The organism is Myxococcus sp. MH1, assembly GCF_059738865.1.
In genome coordinates this window covers 2,548,336-2,570,322 of record NZ_AP026947.1, presented here as the reverse complement: position 1 = coordinate 2,570,322, position 21,987 = coordinate 2,548,336, and the positions used below count along the sequence as shown (strand labels likewise).

The window sequence follows — 21,987 nt, the reverse complement described above, 5'->3', positions numbered from 1 at the left end:
TCGCGCGGGTCGCGGGCTAGCGTCCGCGCGCATGAAACAGGTCTCCCAGTCCATCGAGGCGTTGAAGCAGTCGAAGCTGCTGGAGCTGACCCTCTCCGAGCCCATCTCGGCCGACGAGCTGGTGAAGGTCGTGAAGCCGCACTTCGGGACCCTGCGCTGGACGCCGCCCCCCAGCTATCGCGAGGCGCTCGCACTGGGACTGTGCATCGCGGAGCGCAACCTCCAGGCGGACGGCCTGGACGTGGGCTTCTGGCTCTACGACGCGGAGGACATCGCCAGCGCGAACGAGGACCTGGTCCACCTGCCGGAGGGCGTCTCCATCGAGGAGGGCGTGGACCTCTCCACCAACCACCTGGTCGGCTTCGCGGAGGCGGGCGGCGAGGCCGTGTGGTGCTTCGACGTGAGCAAGCCGGGTCCGAATGGTGAGTACCCCATCTACTACCACCACCAGGACCAGCCGCGCGCCCGCGTGCTCGCGACCGGTGCGTGGCACAACCCCGAGGATGCCATGCCGGACTTCGAGTCCTTCCCGCAGTGGCTCGAGACGATGACCGCGGCCCTCACCGCCCCCAAGCCGCCGAGCTGGTTCAAGGACGTGGGCGCTCCCGGGATGACCTTCGCCGACAAGCGCCTGTCGCTGTAGTCCGGCGCCACGGCCCCCGAGTCGCGGGGGCCTTCGTGCCTCAGCGCGTGCTCGTCATGATGCCGCCCTGCTCGAGCAGCGCGAAGAGGTCCACGAGCGCCTCCACCGGGAAGACGTACCCGTACTCCGCATAGGCCGCGTCGCGGATGTCCGCCACGGAGCGACGGCCGTCCGCGTAGCTCGCGATGGCATCGGGCAGTTGGTAGAAGCGCAGCTCGCCCTCCCCCTGCTCCCGCAGCGCCGACGCGGCATCCCGGAACGCGGCCCGCACCGCGTCCACCCGGGGCTGGTCCGCTGGAGCCACCTTGCCCGCCAGCTCATCGAAGGAGGCCAGCTCCTTGCCCTTCACCCGTCGCGGGACGAAGGCACGGGCGCGGCGCTCCGCCTCCGTCACGGCGGGCTCCTTGAGCGAGACACCTCGCGCCTTGCCATCCGCCTCCACGCGCTCCAGGGCCTGCTCCTCGGCGCGGTCCAGTTGCTTCGTCAGCGTCTTCACCGACGCGGCCGGCGCGCCCAACGGCTGGCACGAGCGCAAGGCCTCGCGCTCCCGCGCGTAGGCGGCGCGCACCACCGCGCGCGCGAGCCGGTAGGTGTCCGCGACCTGCTCGGCGGGCGCCGCGGCCAGGTCCTTGCGCGCCCGGAACTCGTCCTCCGCCACGCGCCGGGCGCCGTGCACCGACACCAGCCGCGCCAGCTCCAGGGCCCCCGGGCCCTCCGCCCAGGCGGCCACGGTGATGGAGGCCAGCCCCGCGAACGCCGCGCGGTGCAGCTGCGTGGGGTCCACGTTCTCCGGCCGGTCCCCGCTCGTGTGATACGCGTCGTCCGGCCAGGTGGAGAACGCCACGCCGGGGATGCCGTGGTCATTGAAGAGCTGGTGGTCCGAGCCCCGGCCATAGCGCTCCAGGTGCATGTCCATCGGCTCGCGCGAGCCGGTGACGGAGCCGATGCGGAAGTCCTTGCGGGACGGATACGTCACCGCGTTGAAGCGGTTCATGAACGCCACCGTGGACTCCGTCACCGCGTTCACGAAGCTGCCCAGCCAGTCCGGCGTGTACGACGCGGAGAAGCGCGAGTGCACCTTCGTCAGGCTCGCGCCGAGCATGTCGAAGTTGTAGTGCGCCACCCGCCGCACCGGCTCGGCGCCGTGGCGCTCGAACCACTCGCGCGTCCCCTCGAACTCCGGCAGCCACAGCACCCGCACGGTGCGCACCGGAGGCGGCAGCACGCCGTCCCGGATGAGCGTGGTGTACGTGCGCACCATCTCCAGCACCGTGGCCGCGCCCGAGGCGTTGTCATTGGCCCCCGGCTTGTAATGGTCCAGGTGCGCGGTGAGGACAATCTCCTCGTCCGAGCGCTGGCCGGGGATGACGCCGCTGACGACGGAGTAGTGCCCCGGCTTCGTCTCGGTGGCGATGCTCACGTCCACCTTCATCGGGCCCGTCAGGAGCTGCGCTCGCAGCTCGCGCGCCTGGCGGTCGGTGAGCATGAACAGGAAGGGCGCCGGCTGCCCTTCCGGCCGAATCCCCGGCGGCACCACCGCCCAGCCAATCTGGTCGGGGAAGTCCCCATCCATGCGATGCGGCTGGTTCCAGGGCGGCGTCGAGTACGAGGAGAGCACGCCCACCGCGCCGAGCTTCCCGACCGCCCGGCGCAGGACCGCGACAGGGTGTCCCCGCGTGAGCACCACCTTGCCCTGGAAGTCCTTGCCCGCGTAGTCCGAGTCCTGGTTGCCCTGCCCCACGTCGACCAGCTCCAGCGCCTTGCCCTCGAAGCTGCCGCTGCGCAGCGCCAGCGCCATGGGCTGGTCCGCGTGCGACGTCACCTTGTAGCGGTGCGGCCCGGACACCCACAGCTCGCCCCGGGTGGCGCGCCACTGGGGCTCCTGCTTCATCGGCTCCACGCGCACGTCCTGCAGCCCCACGGCCTTCGCGCTCGCGGCGACCCACTCCGCCGCCTGCCCGTAGCCCTCCGCGTTGTCCCGGGCCAGCAGCGACAGTCGCTGCACACCGTCATGGATGCGGTCCCCAGAGCTCTCCGAGATGAGGGCGCGCACCACGTCGTCCCTCAGCACCAGGCCCGTCGTGGGCGACACCGGCCCCACGGGAGACACCGGAAGCTGGGCGAAGGCGGGGAGCGACACGAGCACGGCGACGGACAGGAGCAGGCGAAGGCGCATGGAGGTCTCGGTGCAGGCAACTCAGCATCCCCCTTCGCTCGAGTCCAACATCCATTGCCTGCGGACCGACAGGTGACAGTTCGGGATGAACCCGGTGTTCCAGGGAGTCCACACCCTGGAGACTCCATGATTCCCACGCGCATCTTCCTGCGCATCGCCGGCGTGCTCGCGCTGGGCGGACTGACGCATTGCACCCCCGCCGAGCCGGAGCGGGACGTCCCCGAGGCCACCGCGGCGGAGCCCACCGCGACCGCCGAGGCGGCGCTGAGCAGCTCCGCTCCCGGCAAGCGACTGTTCACCCACGCGTTCCCGAACACGAACGGCCGCTCGTGCGCGACCTGTCACGTGCTCGACGACAGCACCGCGCTCAAGCCCGCGCACGTCCAGGCGCTGCATGCCTCCAACCCGCGGGACGTGCTCTTCCATCCCATCGACGCGGACGACCCGAACGCGGCGGTGCCCACGTACGAGCACCTGAAGAAGGGACTGGTCCGCGTCGTCCTGCCCCTTCCCGACAACATGGATGTCATCGACGCCCAGGGGCAGGTCATCACCCCCGCGGACAGGAAGGTCTTCGTCTGGCGAGGCGTGCCGAGCATCCAGGACGTGGCCCTCACCGGCCCCTTCTTCCAGCTCGACGGGCGTGAATCCAACCTGGAGGACCAGGCCCAGGCCGCCATCACCAGCCACAGCCAGGGTGGCGCCGTCCCCCGCTCACAGCTGCGCCAGCTGGCGAGCTTCCAGCGTGATGCGTTCACCTCGTCCCGCCCGCGCTTCGTCGCGAGCCTGCTCGACGCGGGCGTCCCGCTCTCGCGCATCCCGTCGCCCGAGGACTTCCTCTGGCTCACGCCCGCCGAGACGCGCGGACGCGAGGTCTTCAAGGTCGGCTGCGAGCCGTGCCACGGCAGCCCCACGCTGAGCCACATCTCCCAGCCGGCGATGCTGGAGCTCGCCTCCGGCTTCCCGGTGACGAAGCCCGACGGCAACGTCGTCTTCACGAACGTCCCGGGCACGGGCCCCGTCCCCGTGCAGGGCCAACGCCAGACACCCGACATCCTGAACATCGCCGTCGGAGGCTTCACGTACCTGGGACAGATTGGCCAGTTCCCCACGCTGTACAACGCCTCGCTGGAGCTGCCGCGCTACCGGTTCCGCTTCTACACGGACGGCACCCGGACACAGCAGGTGACGGACCTGCCACCCATCCCCGTCACCGCGAGCGGAGACCCGTACGACCCGAACCCCGCCGTGGACGAGAACGGAGCGCCCATCGTCGGCCCCAACCTCTTTCCCCAGGCCTTCACCACGGACCCCGGTCGCGCGCTCGTCACCGGCAACCCGCTGGACTTCGAGGCCTTCGACATCCCCACGCTCCGAGGGGCCGCGCGGACGGCGCCGTACTTCCACGACAACAGCATCGAGACGCTGAAGGGCGTGGTCGACCTCTACAGCCAGTTCGTCATCCCCTTCACGTCCGCGCTCGAGCTGCCTCCCGTGCATCCCCCGGAGCTCCCCGGCGCACCGCCCGAGTCGCTCAGCCCCGCCCAGAAGCAGGACCTGCTGCGCTTCCTCGAGCGGCTCTGAAGACAGACGTGAAGGAGACCAACCCGCCAGCGTAGTCCGGCGGGCCTCGTCGACCAACCTGTCGTTGCCCCGTGGAGGATGCTCCTCGGGGCATGGTCGTTCTTCGCCTCGCGTGGCTTGTAATCCCGCCCGCGCCCGCTTCCCCACGGGCGCGGGCGTCCACCCCGGACGTCGCCTCTCGACAGGAGCCTCACCCTCATGGCCCTCGAGTCACCCGCCGTCCGCACCATCTTCGTTGGACTCATGCTGCTGGGCTTCGCCTGCTCGGACGACAAACCCAGACAGCCCGAGCCACCTCCTCCGCCTCCGCCGGTGGACCCGTGGGACGGCACCTATACGCCGCTGGTGGACCCCACGGACTGGGAGGACCCGGGCGAGTACGCGCCCTGCACCGCCACCGTCGCCCGCGGCACGACGTTCGACTGTGATTCGCCCGCGCTGTTCGACGTGTCGAAGTGCGACACGGCCTCGCTCGCCACCCTGGACCCGCAGGGCATCTACCTGGTGGACCTGCGCAACCAGGACGCGTACCCGGACTTCGTCAGCGTGAGGGTGCCCCGGGGCGGTGGGGCGGGGACGATGGACGAGCGGCCCCTCACCCGACAGGAGCTGACGGGCCGCTTCCACTTCACCAGCCGCTTCGAGCTCGCGAACGCCCAGCGGCAGGTGGCGCTCCTGGGCTGTCAGGTCTCCCGCCCCGGCTATGTGACGGGCTGCTATGCCCGCTGCACCAACGGCAAGGTGGGCGGCACCGGGACCTTCGAGGCCGCGCGGATGACGTGGGGACGGGGTGAGGCCGAGTCCTCGGGCGGGCTGCGGCTGCTCTCCGAGACCTTCGTGACGCCCGGACAGCCGGTGGATGTCTACGTCGACGGGCACCACGCCTATGTCGTGTCCGTCCCCTGGGGCTCCCGGACGCCGGGGGGCCTCACCGTCTTCGACATCCGCGACCGCGCCCGCCCCGTGCTGACGAAGAAGATATCCCTCTCCGGAGACTCCTACTGGAACGCGGCCTGGACGCGCGGTGACGCGCTCTACGTCGCGAGCAAGGACACGGGCGTCCTCGTCTTCGACATCACCGAGCGCTCAAACCCCACCTTCGTGCGCAACGTGCCCGGCGGCCCGCCCCTCAACGTCCACACGCTCTTCGTCGATGGGGACCGGCTGTACGCGGTGTCACCCGGTCCCTCGGCCCACGGGGAGACGCTGCTGTTCGACATCTCCCGGCCGCTCGAGCCGACCCTGCTCAACCGCATCGTCGTGTCCGACACGACGTCCTACCTGCCCTCGGCGCACGACAGCTTCGCCTATCAGGACCGGCTCTACGTCAACCACTTCAGCTCGGGCTATGTCGTCTTCGACGTGAAGGACGCGATGAACCCGAAGGAGCTGGGCGCGTACACCTTCGCATCGGACAACAGCACGTCGATGAGCCACGCGGGCGCGGTGGGGACGTTCGGCGGGAGGACCATCGCGTTCGAGGGCGGCGAATACCAGGGCACCCACCTGCGCGTGCTGGACGTCACCGACCCCACGAACATCCCGCTCATCGGCCGGTACAAGCTGCGCAACCAGACGTCCATCCACAACATGGTCCTCAAGGACAAGCGTCTGTACATCGCCTACTACCACGAGGGCCTGCGCGTGCTGGACGTCTCCATTCCTCCCCAGCCGAAGCAGATCGCCCACTTCAACACCTTCCGCGAGGACGACCCGGAGCGCACCGACAACCTGCTCGAGGGCGCCATCGGCATCCGCGTGCCGGGCGACGGCCACGTCTACGTGGTGGACACCGCGCGCGGCCTGCTCATCTTCAACGAGCCCTGAGCTAGCGCCGGAAGAACGACGCCTGCTGGAAGCGCAGGCCGGCGAGGACCTGCTCCACCCTCGCCTCGGACAGCGCGCCGATGCGCGCGCCGAGGCGGGACTTCTCCACCGACTCGATCTGCGACACCACGACGACGCTCTGGCGGGGGAGGCCGCCCTCGCCGGGCTCCAGCAGGACGTTGCCGGGCTCGGCGGCGCGGTGCAGGTTGGAGGTGAGCGCGCAGACCACCACCGTGGTGATTCGCGAGTGGTTGAAGACGTCCTCCTGCACCACCACGTACGGATGCGAGTAGGCCGGCGCGGGGCCTCGCGAGTCATCGGGCGCGAGCCAGTACAGGTCGCCCCGGTCGATTCGCGACGTGTCGGGGATGGTCGTCATGGCGCAAGTATCTCCCGCGAAGCCCGGAGGCATGACCAGACAGGAGGGCCGCCTTCGTAGTCCCCCTGCCGCCCCGAGTGGGCGCGGCGGAACCCATCAGAAGGTCCCCCCTCATGTCAGGAGAAAAATCCGTGCGTGTCACATCCTCCCTCGCCTGCATCACCCGCTGGCTCGTGTTGAGCCTGAGCCTCTTCGGAGCGAAGGCCTTCGCCGGCTACGTGGCCGCTCCGGATGGCACCGTCCTGCTCGGAATCGAGACCTCGAACCGCTACTACGTGGCGGGCGGGGCGCGCTTCTTCATCCCGCCGGCGCAGCACAGCCTCTACTCGGGCCGCTCGTTGGTGCCCCTGCCCCAGGCCACCATCGACTCGTATACACAGGTGCCCATGGACGGCACCCTCTTCCGTCAGATTGGCACCACGCCCATCTACGTCGTCGTGGGTCAGCAGCACTGGTGGATTCCCAACCCCACGGAGCTGGACGTCTGGGATGACTGGAAGGAAGTCCACAACATCCCGAACAGCAACTGGACCGACCCCTTCATCGACTTCACCTACGTCAAGAGCCTGCTGGTCCAGGAGCGCACGACGAGCCAGGTCTACCTGTTCGTCGCCGGTTCCAAGTATCTGCTCACCGACCCCTCCGACATCGCCTACTTCGGTGGCTACGGCAGCGTGAAGACGGTTCCGCTCGGCACGCTGGCGAGCGTCTCGAACGAGCCGTTCTGCGGCGCCGTGCTGCGCGAGCGCTCCAGCAGCACCCTCTACGCGGTGGGCTACATCAACAGCAGCACCCCCGGCCTGCGCAAGCACGCCACCTCCCATCCGACGCACGGCGTGGTCCCGGATGGGGCCCTCTCCGCGTTCCCCACCATGTCCTCCGGGCTCTCCTGCATCTGGTAGGTGAAAACTCTCGCGGGAGGGCCTGTTGCACGGGCCCTCTCGCGGTCTGAGGTGTTCACCCTGGACCCGAAGCGGCGGGCCCGTCGAGCGTGTACGGGTCCGGGAACGCGGCGCGGATCGCCGCGACGAGCTTGGGCTCGAGGTCTGACCGCGTCGTTTCCTCCATCCACCGGAAGGAGCTGTTCAGCCGCTGGAAGAGCCGCATGAAGTAGAACGGGGACTGACCGTTCGTCGGCACGGCGCCGCTGCTCCAGCGACGAATCACGTGTGCCAGCTCCCGCATGGGTTCGAAGAACGACAGCGCGGTCGCCAGCTCGAGGCACTTCTCTTTTTCGCGTTGGGGGTGCAGCGCGACGAGCAGGTGCAGCATCGCCACCGGGTCGTCGCTTTCCAGCCAGGCGGCCACGACCGTCTCCGGCGCGACGCCAAGCTCCTGCACCGAGCCCCAGTCACGGGCGCGGCTGGACACCTCGGCCATCAGGTCGGTGAGGGTTCGCCCCGGGGTCATCCGACGACGATACGGGATGGCGCGGGCGGGATGCATCCTGGAGCGCCGGCCGAGCAGGCTCCCACACGATTCGTCAGGGGCACCGCGGGCGCTTCAGTGCTAGTCCATGGGGCCATGTCCGGCGAATCACCCGTTCCGCCCCCTGGCGGCCAGCCCACCCTGCGCTTCCCCCCCGAGCTCCCCATCTCGAGCCGGGTGGAGGACATCACGAAGGCCATCTCCGCCCATCAGGTGGTCATCGTCGCGGGGGCCACCGGCTCGGGGAAGACGACGCAGCTGCCGAAGATACTGCTCGCCATGGGGCGTGGCCGCCCTCGGCAGATCGCCGTCACCCAGCCCCGGCGCATCGCCGCGACCAGCGTGGCGGCGCGCGTGGCGCGCGAGCTCGGCACGGAGCTGGGCACGGACGTCGGCTACCAGATCCGCTTCGAGGACCGCTCGTCCCGGAGCACGGCCGTGAAGTTCATGACCGACGGCGTCCTGCTCGCGCAGATCCACAGCGACCCGCTCCTGCGCCGCTACGACACCATCGTGCTCGACGAGGCCCACGAGCGCAGCCTCACCATCGACTTCCTGCTCGGGTGGCTCAAGCGCCTCCTGCCCCGGCGCCCCGACCTCAAGGTGGTGGTGAGCTCGGCCACCATCGAGACCGAGCGCTTCTCGCAGTTCTTCGGCGGCGCTCCGGTCATCCAGGTGGAGGGCCGCACCTTCCCGGTGGACGTGCTCTACGAGCCGCCCCCCGAGGACGACGAGCTGGCGGACGCCGTCGCCGACTCGGTGGCGAACGTCCTCTCGCTCGACCCGGACGGGGACGTGCTCGTGTTCCTCCCGGGTGAGCGGGAGATTCGCGAGGCCGAGAGCGCGCTGAACGCGCGCAACCTCCGCGGCACGGTGGTGCAGCCCCTGTACTCGCGCCTGTCCGCCTCCGAGCAGTCGCGGGTCTTCGCCTCCATCCCCGAGCGCCGCGTCATCCTCGCCACCAACGTCGCGGAGACGTCCATCACCATCCCGGGAATCGTGTACGTCGTGGACACGGGGGTGGCGCGCCTGTCCCGCTACGACTCGCGCTCGGGCGTCACGCGGCTGCACATCGAGCCGGTCTCCCAGGCCAGCGCCGACCAGCGCAAGGGGCGCTGTGGCCGCGTGCGCGAGGGCATCTGCGTGCGCCTGTACGACGAGGCGAGCTTCACGTCGCGGCCCGCCTTCACCGACCCCGAAATCAAGCGCACGGGGCTGGCGGGCGTCATCCTGCGGATGAAGTCCCTGGGCCTGGGTGACGTCGAGGACTACCCCTTCCTCGACCCGCCCCAGCCGAAGGCCATCGCCGAGGGCTGGCGGGTGCTGGAGGAGCTCGGGGCCATCGAGGGCAAGGAGCGCACGCTGACGCCCCTGGGGCACCAGCTCGCGCGCTTCCCGGTGGACCCGCGCATCGCGCGGATGATTCTCGCCGGCGCCGAGTACGGATGTCAGGACGAGGTGCTCATCGTCGCCGCGGCGCTCAACCTGCAGGACCCGCGCGAGCGGCCTCGGGAGCTGGCGCAGAAGGCTGACGCGCTGCACGCGCGCTTCCGTGACGAGCACTCGGACTTCACGGGGCTGCTCAAGCTGTGGGCCTTCATCCGCGAGGCGGACAGCCGCGGGACGTCCCATCTGCGGCGCGTGTGCCGGGACAACTTCCTGTCCTTCCTGCGGGTCCGCGAGTGGCGGGACGTCCAGCGTCAGCTGGAGGAGACGGTCCGCGACCTGCGCCTGCCGAAGAAGGGCAAGGGCGCGCCGGTGCGCGGGGACGTGCTGCACCAGGCGCTCCTCACCGGGCTCCTGTCGCGCATCGGCCAGTGGAATCCGGAGCAGCGACACTACACGGGCGCGAAGCAGACGCGCTTCATGGTGCACCCCTCGTCGGCGCTCGCGAAGAAGCCCCCGGCCTGGGTGATGGCGTTCGAGCTGGTGGAGACGTCCCAGCTGTTCGCGCGCACGGCGGCGAAGTTGGACCCGGAGTGGCTCTCGGAGGCGGCGCCGCACCTGCTCAAGCGCAGCTACTCCGAACCGCACTGGTCGGAGAAGTCCGCGCGCGCCGTCGTGAAGGAGAGCGCGACGCTGTTCGGGCTCCCGGTCTTCAAGGAGCGGCCCGTGGCCCTGGCGGGCATGGACCCCGAGCGGGCGCGCCTGATGTTCATCGAGCACGCCCTGGTGCGGGGCGAGTACCGCTCGCGAGGGGCGTTCCAGGAGAAGAACCGCCGGGTGCTCGAGCGCGTGGCGAGCCTGCGGGACAAGGCGCGCAAGAGCGAGCTGCTCGACAACGAGGCGCTGCTGACGTTCTTCGACAAGCGCCTGCCGGAGGATGTGACGGACGGCGCCGCCTTCGAGGTCTGGCGTCGTAAGGCAGAGGCGGCCGACCCTGACGTGCTCGTGCTCACGATGGAGGATGCACTCGCGTACGACCCGGGGCTGTCTCCGGCGAACTACCCGGATGCCATCAGTCTGCACGGCGCGTCCGTGCCGGTGACGTACACCTTCGACCCCTCGGCCGAGGACGATGGCATCACATTGAGTGTGCCGTTGCTGCTGCTCGCCCAGATGGTCCCGGGTGAACTGGACTGGACCATCCCTGGATGGCATCGGGAGAAGCTGACCGCCCTGCTCGAGCAGCTCCCCCGCGCCCAGCGCAAGCAGCTGGGGTCGTTGCCGGACCTGGTGGAACTGCTCGCGAAGGAGCTGGTGCCCTTCCGCGGGCCGTTGATTCCAGCGCTCTCTCGCGCGGTGTCCCGGCTGAGCGGCATGGACGTGCCCGAGGAGTCCTTCCGGGCGGAGGCCGTGTTGCCGTATCTGCGCCTGACGCTCCGGGTGATTGACGAGAAGGGGAAGGAACTCGCGCGGGGACGCGATGTCGACGCGCTGCTCAAGCAGTACGGAGGTCAAGCCCGGGCGGTGCTGCGCAGCACGGCGCCGACCTCGGATTGGGAGAAGAAGGGGCTGACGGCGTGGACGTTCGGGGAGCTGCCCTCCGTGGTCACCCGGCGGGTCGGTGGGCTCGAGGTCCGCAGCTATCCCGCGCTCGTCGACCGGGGGGCCACGGTGGACCTGGTGCTGCTGGAGACGTCCGCGGCCGCTGACGCGGCTTCGCGCACGGGGGTCCGGCGGCTCTTGATGCTCGCCGCGCGCGGGCATGTGGCCGTCAGTGCCTCGCGCATGCCGCAGCCCTTCCCGTCGCTGGACGGAGCACCGCCCGCGAGGGGCCAGGCCGAGGCGTTCAAGGCGCTCGTCCTCGCACGCGCCGTCGATGATGCGTTCAAGCTCGCGCCGGGCGCGCCGCTGCCTCGCACGAAGGCGGCGTTCGACACGCTGCTCCGGGAGGGCTCACCGCGCATCGAGCAGGAGGCACGGGACTGGGCGAACGCGGTCATCGTCACGTCTGGGGAGCTCGCGCAGACGCTCGCGGCGCTCAAGACGGCGTCCAAGGGGCCGAGCGGCGCGGCGGCGGTGCGGGACATCCGCTCGCAGCTCGCGCAGCTGTTCCCCGCGAAGCTCATCGAGTGGATCCCCTTCTCGCGACTGATGCACTACCCGCGCTATTTGCGCGCGGTGCAGGCGCGGCTGTCGCGTGCGGTGGCGAACCCGGGCAAGGACGCGGGGAAAGCCGCGCCGTTCACGCCCCTGTGGGAGAACTTCCTCACCAAGAGCGCCACCGTGCGCGACCAGGAGGCGGCGCAGGAGCTGCGGTGGGCTTTCGAGGAGCTCCGCGTGGCCATCTTCGCGCCGGAGGTGACGACGCCCGTGTCAGTGACAGTGGCGAAGGTCAGCGCGGCGCTCGCGGCGCTGCGATAGAGCTGTTATAGGCCGCTCCGCTCGGCTGTATTCACCCGAGGGGGAAAACACCAAGATGTCGGAGCGGCATATTGAGATGTTCTGGCGTTGTTCGAGTTGCAACCACCGCAACCTCGGCCGCCACATGGTGTGCCAGCGCTGCAAGAACGCCAAGGACGGCAGCGAGCAGTACGAGATGCCGGAGGACACCGCCTCCGCCGTCACCGTGACAGACGAAGCGCTGCTCAGGATGGCCACCTCCGGCCCCAACTGGCGCTGCGCCTACTGCGAGAGCGACCAGCGCGCCCTCGACGGTGGCTGCAAGAACTGCGGCGCCTCCGCCGTCGATGGCACGAGCACCGCCGACTCCGTGCCGCCTCCTCCCGAGCTGCCCACCGGGAAGAGCAAGCCCCGCCGCATCGGCTGTTACATCCTCCTGGGCCTCGCGCTCTTCTGCTGCTGCCCCGCGATGATCGCCGGACAGAGCGGCTCGTCGTCCACGACGAAGGAAGCCGCCGCCGCCACCACCGCCGCCAAGGGCCCCGAGTGGACTCGCGCGCTCCAGGTCCAGGACGTCGCCTGGGAGCACACCGTGAGCGTGGAGCGCTACCGCCTGGTGGACGAGGAGGGCTTCGAGGAGGACCGACCGGAGGACGCCCTCCAGGTGAAGGCCCAGGGCAAGCGCCATCACCACGACGACCAGGTGCTCGACGGCTACCAGACCGTCTCCTACACGGAGCGCGTCCAGAAGGGCTTCACCACCGAGACCTACCGCGACAAGGAGGCCTGCGGCGAGGACTGCACCACCACGCCCGAGAAGTGCAAGGAGACCTGCACCAGCAACAAGAACGGCTTCGCCACCTGCAAGACGACCTGCACCGGCGGCGAGAAGCGCTGCAAGACGCGCTACTGCTCCGTGACCAAGACGCGCAAGGAGCCGCGCTACGTCGACGAGCGCCGCACCCGCAAGGAGCCGCGCTACCGCAGCGTGCCGCGCGATGCCACCTGGTACACCTGGAAGGCGTGGCGCTGGACGCACGAGCGGGACGTGAAGGCCCAGGGCACCACCGTGCAGACGCACTGGCCCACCGCCGACGAGCTCAAGCCCGCCAAGGCCCTGCGCACTGGCGAGAAGGAGCGCGACACCCGCGAGGCGAAGTACACCGTGCGCTTCCACGGCGACGCCGGGCCCGCCATCACCTACGTCCCGGCCACGCTGGAGGAGTTCCAGCGCTACACACCGGGCAGCACGCACACCCTCCAGCAGGATGAGGGCAAGGTCTCCGTCGTCGCCCCTCCGGCCCCCGCACCCGACGCCTCAACGAAGTAGCGATGCGGGGCTGCCCGGCACACTCCGGGCAGTCCTCGCCGCGAGGCCCTCGTCGGGGTCATCGCCACCTCATGGCCCAATGCCTGTCACCACGCGCCTTGCCACGGCGCGCCATGAATTCGTGCGCTCATGCCGCACGACTTCACTGCGAGAGAAGCTAGTCTTCGGGACTCATCCTCGTGCAAGGAATCCCGAATGGCGACAGTCCGCTTCGACGTGCAAGGCCATGTGGCGCTCATCACCCTGGACAGGCCGGAGGCGCGCAACGCCATCGACGCGCAGATGGCCTATGAGCTGGCCGAGGCCTGGGAGCGGCTGCGTCGGGATGAGCACCTGCGCGTGGGCATCGTCACCGGCGCGGGCGAGAAGGCCTTCTGCGCCGGCGCGGACCTGGTGAAGACCATTCCGCTGCTCTCCGGCGCGCGCAAGCCGCAGGACCGCTTCGAGGAGGCGCTCGTCGCAGACCGCAGCTTCGGGTGGAAGGCCATCCTGCGCGACTTCGACTGCGAGAAGCCCGTCATCGCAGCCATCAACGGCCACGCCGTGGCCGGCGGCATGGAGCTGGCCCAGGCCACCGACCTGCGCGTGGCCTGTCACGAGGCCTCGTTCGGCCTCCAGGAGGTGAAGTGGGGCCTGTTCCCCGCGGGCGGCTCCACGGTGCGGCTGCCCCGGCAGCTCCCCCAGGCCCACGCGATGGAGATGCTCCTCACCGGCGCGCTCATCCCCGCCTCCCGCGCCTTCGAGCTCGGCTTCCTCAACCGCGTCGTGTCGCGCGCGGAGCTGCTCCCCACCGCCTTCCAGCTCGCCGAGCAGATCGCCGCCAACGGCCCCGTCGCCGTGCGCCTCATCCGCCGCTCCGTGCGCGAGTGCCTGGGCCTGCCGCTCGAGGACGCCCTGCGCCGGGAGCTCGAAATCGCCGAGCCCATCTACCAGACGCAGGACGCCGTCGAGGGTCCCCGCGCATTCCTGGAGAAGCGCCCCGCGCGCTTCGTCGGTCGCTGAGAGCCCCTGGAGCCCACACCCATGACGACGAACACTCCCTACCGTCCCCTCGCCATGCGCGGCCCCAGCGTGCGCGTCCAGTCCCGCCCGGATGGCTCGCTGCTGCTCGAGAGCGGCTACTCGTACGAGAACGTCGAGCGCAGCATCGTCCACGTCCTCGCCCGGCAGGCCCGCGCCATCCCCGACCGCGTCTTCCTGGCGCAGCGCGCGCCGGAGGGCTCGTGGCGACAGCACACGTACGCGGACGTCCACCGGCAGGCGCGCGCCTTCGCGCAGGGCCTGCTCTCGCGCGCGCTGCCCGAGGGCCGCTCGGTGATGATCCTCTCCGGCAGCTCCATCGAATTCGCCGTGGTGATGCTCGGGGCCATGATGGCCCGCGTCCCCGTGGCCCCCATCAGCGTGCCCTTCTCACTCTGGAGCGCGGACCACGGCAAGCTGCGCCACGCCTTCGCCGTGTGCCGGCCCGCCATCGTCTACACCGATGACGCGGACCGCTTCGCCAAGGCCCTCCAGGCCCTGGACCTCTCCGACGTGGAGGTCGTCACCGCCACGGGCACTCCCACTGCGCCCCGTCACTCGCGGCTGTCCTCGTGGCTGGACACACAGCCCACGTCCGCCGTGGACGACTCCATCGAGCGCATCCACCACGACACCGTGGCCAAGTGGATGTTCACCTCCGGCTCCACCGCGCAGCCCCGCTGTGTGGCGCAGACTCAAGGGATGATGTGTCACCAGCTCGCGAGCTGGGCGGCGCTGGAGATGCCCGCCTCGGACCGCCCCGCGCCCGTCATCCTCGACTGGATGCCCTGGAGCCACGTGGGCGGCGGCAACATCGGCTTCAACCACAACCTCCTGCGCGGAGCCACCGTCTACCTCGACGAGGGCCGGCCCATGCCCGGCCTCTTCGAGAAGACCATCGCCAACATCAAGAGCGTGTCCCCCACGGAGTTCTCCTCCGTCCCCGTGGCGTTCCGCATGCTCGTGGACGCGCTGCGCACCGACGCCGAGCTGTGCCAGGCCTTCTTCCGCCGACTGGAGACGATGGCCTACGGCGGCGCCGCCCTGCCCACCCCCGTCGCCAACGAGCTGCAGGCGCTCGCGGTGAGGACGGTGGGCCACCGCATCCCCTTCACCACCATCTACGGCGCCACCGAGACCCAGTGCATCACCCAGGTGCACTGGACCACCGACGAGACGGGCCTCGTCGGCCTGCCCCTGCCCGGCGTGCAGCTCAAGCTGGTGCCCACCGATGACCGCCACGCCCTGCGCGTGAAGGGCCCCACGGTGACGCCGGGACACGACGCCGAGCCCACGGGACGACAGGGCTTCGACGAGGAGGGCTTCTACGAGCTGGGCGACGCGGTGCGCTTCCTGGACCCGGCGCGGCCCGAGGCGGGGCTCGTCTTCGCGGGGCGACTGGCCGAGGACTTCAAGCTCAACACCGGCACCCGCGTGGCCGCGAGCGCCCTGAGGCAGCAGGTGCTGACCACCGCCGCGCCGCTGCTCTCCGACTGCGTCATCTGCGGGCTCGGGGAAGAGGCCGTCGGCGTCATGGCCTGGCTCAACCCCAACGCCATCACCGCCCTGCTCGGCCCCGCGCCGGCTGACACGCCGCCGCACGCGCGCGAGGACGTGCTGAACCGGCTGCGCGAGTCGCTCGAGGGCCACAACCGCGCCTTCCCGGGCTCGTCCCACGCCATCCGCCGGCTGCTGCTGGTGGCCGAGCCTCCGTCCTTCGACACGCACGAGCTGACGGACAAGGGCTCCATCAACCAGCGCGTCGTCCGGGAGAACCGCGCGGGACTGGTGCGGGAGCTGTTCGCCTCCGAGCCCGGCGCTCGCGTGCTCGTCCTGGCGTGAGACACCGAGGCCGGGTGCATGTACGCCCCCGGCCTCGGCCTCCCGCGGGCGTCAGGTGCCCACGGCCCTCGCGCCCAGGGGCAGGCCCTGGAGGAAGGTGTCGAGCGGGGCGATGAGCGCCTTCATCCCCTCGGGCGACGTGGGCCAGTGGCCCTGCCCCGCCAGCTCCACGTACGCCTTGGGGATGTCCCCGAGCTGCTCGTACGTCTTGCGGCTGTACTTCATGGGGAACATCCGGTCCTGCCGGTCATGCATGACCAGGAACGGGAACCGCGCGGCGCCGAACGGAACGCTCTTCCGGTAGTCGGACATCACGCTGACCATCGCCCTCAGCGTGCAGCTTCCCCCCACCAGCGGGTCCTTGCCGTAGGCGTCGTTGAAGTCGGCCGAGTCCGACAGCCGCGAGTACTGGAGGAACGCCTTCACCGGCACGCGCACCTTCGGCATCAGCTTCGCGAGCCCCCGGAAGAGGCTCACCACCAGCGGCATGGCCTTGCCGGGGCTGAACTCCGTCTGGATGAACTCGCGGTCGCTCGGGTCCACGCAGGCGTACCAGGCCATGACGTCCACCGGCGTGCGCTCGGCGGCGAGATACGACGTCATGCCGCCGAAGCTCAGGCCGAAGGTGACGACGGGTCCCTTGAACTCCTGGCGCGCGCGCTGGATGACGTCCACCAGGTTCTTCACGTGCGCCTCGAGCGTGTAGTCGCCCAGGCCCTGACGGTCCAGGCCACAGCCCTCGAAGTCGAAGGTGATGACGTTGTAGCCCAGCTCGCGCAGCAGCAGCGCCGGGTAGGCGAAGAGCCGCCCGTAGGACACCGAGCCCGGCACCAGGATGATGACGGGCCGCTCGGGACTGGCTCCCGGGTAGATGTCCAGCGCGTGCGTGCGGTGCTGTCCGCGGTACGTGCTCTCCCGCACGTGCCGCGTCCACTGCCGCAGCGTCTCCTCGCCGCCGTACCAGCGCAGCAGGTAGTTCTTCCAGTACTCGGACCCCGAGTAGGGCAGCGGGCCGCTCACGCCCGGGGCCTCGCGATGACCTCGAAGGGCTTCCAGATGTAGTCGATGATCTCCGTCACCTTGTAGCAAGCGCGCGGCTCGGCGGACTTGAAGAAGTTGGTCGCGAAGTCCTTGCAGGCCACCTGCTTGAGCGGCCAGCGGTAGCGCTCGATGACCACGCGGCGCACCACGCCGTCCGCGTTGACGGTGTAGGCGCGGTCCAACGTGTTGGCGATGTCCTCGATTTCGGGGTCCGCCGTCACCGGGGCGTGGTCATCCAGCTCGTAGCGCACGAAGCGGTCGCCGGTGCGCAGGTCCACGCGGTTGCCGGTGCGCGTGGTGACACAGGACTCGATGACGATGTCGGTGAAGAGCTTCAGGCCCGTGCGCGCCATGAAGCTGGGCGAGCGCACCGCGGTGAAGTACAGGCCCTTGTCCTTCTTCTCCTCGTTGTACTCGGCGTCCTCCAGCAGCGTGCGGAAGAGGAACGCCTGATACGTGGGGCGCATGACGGGGGGCAGGAACTGGGGCCCCATGCGGTGCGGCGTCACGTTCACCAGGGACACGACGGACTTGCCGCCCACCGAGCGCACCTTCAGCTGCGAGGGGATGTGCTGCTTCATCTCCTCCAGGTCCACGGTGAAGTGGACGATTTCGATGTCGTGCAGCTTGCCGGCGAGGGTGATGGGGAGGTCTTTGAGGCTCATGGTTCTTTCCTTGGAAGGAGTGGAAGCGGGATGACGACTAGGACTTGAGCAGGGCCTGGAGCCGGGCGTTGACCTCGTCCTCGGACATGGCGTCCACGTCCAGGGTGGGCTCGGTTGCGGCCGGCTGTGGCTCGGCGGCGGGCGCGGCGCGCTTCACGCTCGCGAGCATCCGGTCCACGTGCGCGTCCAGGCTGAGGTCCTCGAAGAGCTGGGACATGGGCAGCGACACGCCCAGCTCCTTCTCCAGCACGTTCTTGAGCTGCAGGCCCGTGAAGGAGTCGAAGCCCAGCGAGATGAACGTCGAGTCGAACGCCACGGTGTCCTCCTTCGCGAGCTGTAGGACCTTGCGGATGCGCTCCTCGAGGAACGACTTGAGCTGCCCCCGGGCCTGCGCCGGGTCCGCGGACAGCGACAGGCCGCCCGTGGACTGCGCGGAGCGCACGGCGGCGGCGGTGCTGGCCGAGCGCGGCGCCTCGAGCGGGAAGCGACCTTCCGCGTCCGCGTGGGCCACGATGTCCGCGTAGGCCTGGGGCGCGTCCAGGTAGCGCTGGTTCATGGAGAGCAGGACGTCGCGGCTGAGGAAGGGCTCCTTTTGGAGCGTGAGCACCAGGTACTGCGCGAGCCCCGTGCCCAGCAGCTTGCCCAGCATGTGCGGGCCCACGATGAAGGCGCTCTCGGCGGCGGTGATGTTCTGCTTGAGCCGCGCCATGGACGCGTCGTACTCGCGGTCATCGAAGAAGTTGCTGATTTCGCGGCTCAGGTCCACGCAGCCGATGATGCGCAGCCCCGCCTCGGCGAAGAGCTGCGCCCACTCCTTGCGCGGCAGCAGGTGCGCCTCGGACTCCTCGTGGCGCAGCGTCTCGTCCACCGTGGAGACGATGTCCGACGCGACCAACAGGCCTCCGTTGGCCAGGTGCCGCTGGATGTTGGCCAGCACGCCGCGCTTGTCCTCGATGTGATGGATGACCTGGAACGCCTGGATGAGCTCGTACTGGTCCGGGAACTCGTCCTTCGAGCTGTCGCGGTTGAACAGGCGCACGCGGTCCTGGAGGCCGCGCTCCTTCACCTTTTTGCCGCCCGCCTCCACCTGCGCGAGCGTGATGTTGTAGCCGTCCAGCTTGAGGTGGGCGTGGTTCTTCGCCAGGTCGATGAGGTCCGACGCGTAGCCGCAGCCGATGTCGAGCACCCGCCGGATGGAGGAGAAGTCCACCGCGCGGTACGTGACGGAGCGCAGCTCGCGCAGCGCCTCGCCGTAGACGTGCTCGAAGTGGACGTGGTCGTCCTCGGGGAAGAGGTCGGGGTAGAAGACCTTGAGCCACGAGAAGCCCTTGGGCACCTCACGCAGCGGAGCCCAGTGCAGGTACAGCTCCTGGCCTCGCGTGTTGAAGCGCTCGAAGGAGCGGCCGAAGTCGGAGTACACGTCCGCCACGCCCACGCTGCCCAGCTCGCTCGAGGCCTGGAGCTGCGAGGCCACGCGGACCACGGACGACGAGGTGGACGGCGACGACACGCGCGGCTGGGGCACGGGCTCGGCGTGCCAGTGGCGACGCCGCTGGAACGGGTAGGTGGGCAGGGACACGGTGCGGCGCGCGTACGGCTTCTCGTACTCGCTCCACGCCACCTCCACCCCCTTCACGTACAGCGCCCCCAGCGCCTCCAGCGCCGTCTCCCACTCCCCCTTCCCCTTCCTCAGACTCGCCACCCACTCCAGCCCCTCCTCCTCCAGCGTCTGCCTCCCCATCCCCACCAACACCGGCGCGGGGCCCACCTCCAGGAAGATTCCCACCCCCTCCTTCCTCAGCGCCTCCATCCCCTCCGCGAAGCGCACCGCCTCCCTCACGTGCGTGCGCCAGTACTTCGCGCTCGCCACCTCCGCCCCCGCCTTCTTCCCGCTCACATTCGAAATCAGCACCCGCTTCGGGGCTTCCAACTTCACCGCACCCACCCGCGCTTCGAAGGCGTCCAGCATCGGCTCCATCTGCGGCGAGTGGAACGCGTGCGACACCTTCAGCTTCTTCGTCTTCGCGCCCTTCTCCCCCAGCCGACGCTCCGCCTCCTTCACTCCCTCCTTCAACCCCGCCACCACCCACTGCTTCGGGCCGTTCCTTGCCGCAATCGAGACGCTCGCCTCCAGTCCCTTCACCGCCTCCGCAATCCACTCCTCCGGTGCCTCCACCGCCACCATCTCCCCCTCCCCCCCCAGCGCCTGCATCAGCCGGCCTCGCTCCGCCACCAGCTTCAGCGCGTCCTCCACTCCCATGACGCCGGCCACCACCGCCGCCACGTACTCCCCCACGCTGTGCCCCAGCACCGCGTCCGCCTCCACTCCCCAACTCCTCCACATCCTCCACAGCGCGTACTCCACCGCGAACAGCGCCGGCTGCGTGTACCTCGTCTCGTCCAGCTCGCTGCCCTGGCCGAACATCACCTCCAGCAGCGGCTTCTCCAGCACCCCCTCCAGCACCTTCGCGCACTCCTCCAGCGCTTCCTTGAAGGCCGGCTGCGTCCGGTACAGCTCCTCTCCCATCCCCACGTACTGGCTTCCCTGGCCCGTGAAGAGGAAGGCCACCTTCCTCTTCTCCTTCCCCACCGCCTGCCCCTTCACCACTCCCGCCACGGACTCTCCCGCCACCACTCGCTCCAACTTCGCCTTCAGCTCTTCCGCGCTGGCGCCCACCACCGCGAGCCGCTGCTCCAGGTGCGTCCTGCCCACCGACGCCGTGAAGCACACGTCTCCCACCGCAGCCTCGCCCAGCGCTCCCGCGTACTGCTTCGCCTGCTCCTCCAGCGCGCTCGCGCTCCTCGCACTCAGCACCAGCACGTGCTTCGGGCGCTCGACCACGTCCTGCTTCTGGACGGGCTCCGCCCTCGGGGGCGCCTCTTCCAGAATGACGTGCGCGTTCGTCCCGCTCAGACCGAAGGAGCTGACACCGGCGAGCCGGCGCGTCTGCTTGGGCTCCCACTGCGTCAGCTTCGTCGGCACCTCCACCGCCATCTGGTCCCAGCCGATGTGCGGGTTCGGCGTCTTGAAGTGCAGGTGCGGCGGCAACTGCTTGTTCTTCAGCGACAGCACCACCTTCATCACCGCCGCCACTCCCGCCGCCGACTCCAGGTGTCCCAGGTTCGTCTTCGCCGAGCCCAGCCACAGCGACTCCCCGCTTCGCCCCTCACCCAGCGCTCCCCACATCGCGTCCACTTCAATCGGGTCTCCCAGCGACGTCCCCGTCCCGTGCGCCTCCAGGTAGCTGACCTCCGTCGCCTTCACCCCTCCGTTCTCCAGCGCCTGGCGTATCACCGCCTGCTGCGCCATCCCGTTCGGCACCGTCAGCCCGCTGCTCGGACCGTCGTGGTTCACCGCCGTCCCGCGAATCACCGCCAGCACTTCGTTCCCGTCCGCCACCGCGTCCGACAGCCGCTTCAGCACCAGCACGCCGCAGCCCTCGCCGCGCGCATAACCATCCGCCGAGGCATCGAACGTCTTGCAGCGACCCTCGGGAGACAGTGCGCCGCTGCTCGCCAGGTAGACGCTCACTTCCGGGGAGAGGATGAGGTTCACACCGCCCGCGAGCGCCACGGGGCACTCGCCCAGGCGCAGGCTCTGGATGGCCAGGTGCATCGCCACCAGTGACGACGAGCACGCCGTGTCCACCGCCATGCTCGGGCCCTGGAAGCCCAGCGCGTACGACAGGCGGCCCGCGCTGAAGCACGCACCCTTCGCCGTGCCGAAGTACGGGTCCAGCTGCGACAGGTCCGCGTTCGCGAGCATGCGCTGGCTGTAGTCCGTGTTCATCACGCCCACGAAGACGCCCACGCGCTGCCGGCCCCGGCGCTCCACTGGATACCCCGCTCGCTCCAGCGCCTCCCAGCCGACCTCCAGCAACAGCCGCTGCTGCGGGTCCATCGCCGCGGCCTCGCGCGGGGAGATGCCGAAGAACTGGGCGTCGAACTGGTCCACGTCCTTCAGGAAGCCACCCCGGCGGGTGTTGATCTTCCCCGGCACCTGCGGCTTCGGGTCATAGAGCGCGTCCACATCCCAGCGGTTCGCCGGCACCTCCATCGTGGCGTCCACGCCGTCTCGCAACAGCTCCCAGTACGCCTCCGGCGTGGTGACGCCACCCGGGAAGCGGCACGCCATTCCGACGATGGCGATGGGCTCCACGCGGGGCGTCGACTCGGCCTTCTCCAGCCGGGCCTCCAGCTTGCGAATCTTCACGAGCTGCTGCTGCACGATCTGCCGGTAGTTGATGTCCTCGGTCGTCATCTCGA

Annotated in this window: 14 protein-coding genes; 8 read left to right on the top strand and 6 right to left on the bottom strand. The window is 69.8% G+C overall.

All coding sequences use genetic code 11. From position 1 onward, the window contains the following. The first annotated feature begins 31 nt into the window (after nt 1-31). Entirely contained in the window at nt 32-643 is a 612-nt protein-coding gene (locus AC6JA9_RS10500; protein WP_497959608.1) for an SMI1/KNR4 family protein, read from the top strand. 40 nt (nt 644-683) lie between these two features. Here AC6JA9_RS10500 and AC6JA9_RS10495 read toward each other — a convergent pair whose 3' ends face one another. Beyond that, nucleotides 684-2,819, bottom strand: coding sequence for a M28 family peptidase (locus tag AC6JA9_RS10495; RefSeq protein WP_497959607.1), 2,136 nt, complete (start codon nt 2,817-2,819; stop codon nt 684-686). Between the two features lie 126 nt (nt 2,820-2,945). Here AC6JA9_RS10495 and AC6JA9_RS10490 point away from each other — a divergent pair, with 126 nt between their 5' ends. Together AC6JA9_RS10490 and AC6JA9_RS10485 are read left to right on the top strand one after the other, a co-directional pair. Continuing rightward, nucleotides 2,946-4,403, top strand: coding sequence for a cytochrome-c peroxidase (locus tag AC6JA9_RS10490; protein ID WP_141331650.1), 1,458 nt, complete (start codon nt 2,946-2,948; stop codon nt 4,401-4,403). 198 nt (nt 4,404-4,601) lie between these two features. Then, nucleotides 4,602-6,230 (top strand): LVIVD repeat-containing protein, encoded by a 1,629-nt coding sequence (locus tag AC6JA9_RS10485; protein WP_497959606.1) that lies wholly within the window; start codon nt 4,602-4,604, stop codon nt 6,228-6,230. Nucleotide 6,231: 1 nt separating this feature from the next. Here the strand turns inward: AC6JA9_RS10485 and AC6JA9_RS10480 are convergent, their stop codons facing one another. After that, nucleotides 6,232-6,609 carry a type II toxin-antitoxin system PemK/MazF family toxin gene (locus tag AC6JA9_RS10480; RefSeq protein WP_141331646.1) on the bottom strand — a complete coding sequence of 126 codons (378 nt, stop codon included), beginning with the start codon at nt 6,607-6,609 and terminating at the stop codon, nt 6,232-6,234. A gap of 386 nt (nt 6,610-6,995) precedes the next feature. Here AC6JA9_RS10480 and AC6JA9_RS10475 point away from each other — a divergent pair, with 386 nt between their 5' ends. Then, nucleotides 6,996-7,511, top strand: a complete 516-nt coding sequence (locus tag AC6JA9_RS10475) for a hypothetical protein (protein WP_497959605.1) — start codon at nt 6,996-6,998, stop codon at nt 7,509-7,511. 55 nt (nt 7,512-7,566) lie between these two features. On the opposite strand, the gene AC6JA9_RS10470 is transcribed toward AC6JA9_RS10475, so the two are convergent. Next, nucleotides 7,567-8,055, bottom strand: coding sequence for a hypothetical protein (locus AC6JA9_RS10470; RefSeq protein ID WP_223752061.1), 489 nt, complete (start codon nt 8,053-8,055; stop codon nt 7,567-7,569). A gap of 78 nt (nt 8,056-8,133) precedes the next feature. On the opposite strand from AC6JA9_RS10470, the gene hrpA reads away from it, so the two are divergent. The 4 genes from hrpA (at nt 8,134) to AC6JA9_RS10450 (ending at nt 16,015) form a co-directional block, all read left to right on the top strand. Then, complete coding sequence (hrpA, locus tag AC6JA9_RS10465; protein ID WP_497959604.1) at nt 8,134-11,844, top strand: ATP-dependent RNA helicase HrpA; 3,711 nt, start codon at nt 8,134-8,136, stop codon at nt 11,842-11,844. Between the two features lie 55 nt (nt 11,845-11,899). Then, nucleotides 11,900-13,153 carry a hypothetical protein gene (locus AC6JA9_RS10460; protein ID WP_426747643.1) on the top strand — a complete coding sequence of 418 codons (1,254 nt, stop codon included), beginning with the start codon at nt 11,900-11,902 and terminating at the stop codon, nt 13,151-13,153. A 195-nt stretch (nt 13,154-13,348) separates the two neighbouring features. After that, nucleotides 13,349-14,155: an enoyl-CoA hydratase-related protein gene (locus AC6JA9_RS10455; protein WP_223785425.1), complete on the top strand. Its 807-nt coding sequence runs from the start codon at nt 13,349-13,351 to the stop codon at nt 14,153-14,155. Between the two features lie 21 nt (nt 14,156-14,176). Further along, complete coding sequence (locus AC6JA9_RS10450; RefSeq protein ID WP_497959603.1) at nt 14,177-16,015, top strand: AMP-binding protein; 1,839 nt, start codon at nt 14,177-14,179, stop codon at nt 16,013-16,015. Between the two features lie 51 nt (nt 16,016-16,066). On the opposite strand, the gene AC6JA9_RS10445 is transcribed toward AC6JA9_RS10450, so the two are convergent. The 3 genes from AC6JA9_RS10445 to AC6JA9_RS10435 are packed head-to-tail and all read right to left on the bottom strand — an operon-like array spanning nt 16,067 to nt 21,982. Then, complete coding sequence (locus AC6JA9_RS10445; RefSeq protein ID WP_223752065.1) at nt 16,067-17,035, bottom strand: alpha/beta fold hydrolase; 969 nt, start codon at nt 17,033-17,035, stop codon at nt 16,067-16,069. Continuing rightward, nucleotides 17,032-17,721: a DUF2071 domain-containing protein gene (locus AC6JA9_RS10440; protein WP_223752066.1), complete on the bottom strand. Its 690-nt coding sequence runs from the start codon at nt 17,719-17,721 to the stop codon at nt 17,032-17,034. The genes AC6JA9_RS10445 and AC6JA9_RS10440 overlap by 4 nt, the downstream gene beginning before the upstream one ends. 37 nt (nt 17,722-17,758) lie before the next feature. Next, nucleotides 17,759-21,982, bottom strand: a complete 4,224-nt coding sequence (locus AC6JA9_RS10435) for a type I polyketide synthase (RefSeq protein WP_497959602.1) — start codon at nt 21,980-21,982, stop codon at nt 17,759-17,761. Nucleotides 21,983-21,987 lie beyond the last annotated feature (5 nt).